The 766-nt window shown below is 55.6% G+C and carries 1 protein-coding gene; it reads left to right on the top strand.

The features are described from left to right. The first annotated feature begins 266 nt into the window (after positions 1–266). The gene (locus BV95_RS23425) at positions 267–584 is read left to right on the top strand and encodes a hypothetical protein (protein WP_125962618.1); all 318 of its coding nucleotides are present in this window, start codon (positions 267–269) and stop codon (positions 582–584) included. The last annotated feature ends 182 nt before the right edge of the window (positions 585–766 follow it).

The following is a 766-nucleotide window of genomic DNA, read 5'->3' as shown; positions in this document are numbered from 1 at the left end:
TCGCGGATCGCCTCCACCTCCACCGAGGCCGTCGAGCGCTCGTACGACCAGTCTCAGAACCGAAAACTTCCCGCACCGCCCGCGCCCTCGTCAAAGACGATAAGCATCCCGGCTACGGCCAAACGGGCAAGGCGGCCCTCAGGCCACGCTTACAGCTTGTCTTGCTCGCAATCAGCGTAGATTCCTGCTCACGCTTCCCAATCGGGAATAGGCGGCGAGCAGACAGCATTATTGCGGAGCCGATCATACGTGTTAGGCGTGTACGCATGACCAATACATACATGGCACTGGCGCTATCGTTAGCAGGACAGTCTCTTGGCTATCCCGTTTATGTTCATGTCGAAGAGGGGGTATGCCATTTTCAAATCCAAGATATGGTCATGTCGAAAGAGCGAGAAGTTCGCGATTGGTTAAGAGAATTGCCAGATAAGCAACGGAAAATCGATTTGGTTTCAGACGACAAGCGGGCAGCTAGTTGCGTTCGTAAGGCTGAAGCGATCGTGCGGCGATCTGGGTTCTTCCATATCGCTGTGCGCCGAGGTACAATGAACGACTACCCAGATGGCTTGCGGCCGGGAAAGTAAAAGCGACATATCGAAGGCTGCCGCCGCAACGGGAGGGATAGTCACTTTCCCATTTCTCGATCCCATGCGAGACGGGATCGCTACGCGTTGGGGTGTCATTCCGCCCCCAACCGGACCCAGCCACCAGCGGCGCATTTTTCAACAGCCCCGGTCGTTTTTCTGATTACTTTGTAGCGTGCCAC

It is taken from the genome of Sphingobium chlorophenolicum (assembly GCF_000722875.1).
In the GTDB taxonomy this organism is placed as follows: domain Bacteria; phylum Pseudomonadota; class Alphaproteobacteria; order Sphingomonadales; family Sphingomonadaceae; genus Sphingobium; species Sphingobium chlorophenolicum.
This window is presented reverse-complemented; position numbering and strand designations above follow the sequence as displayed.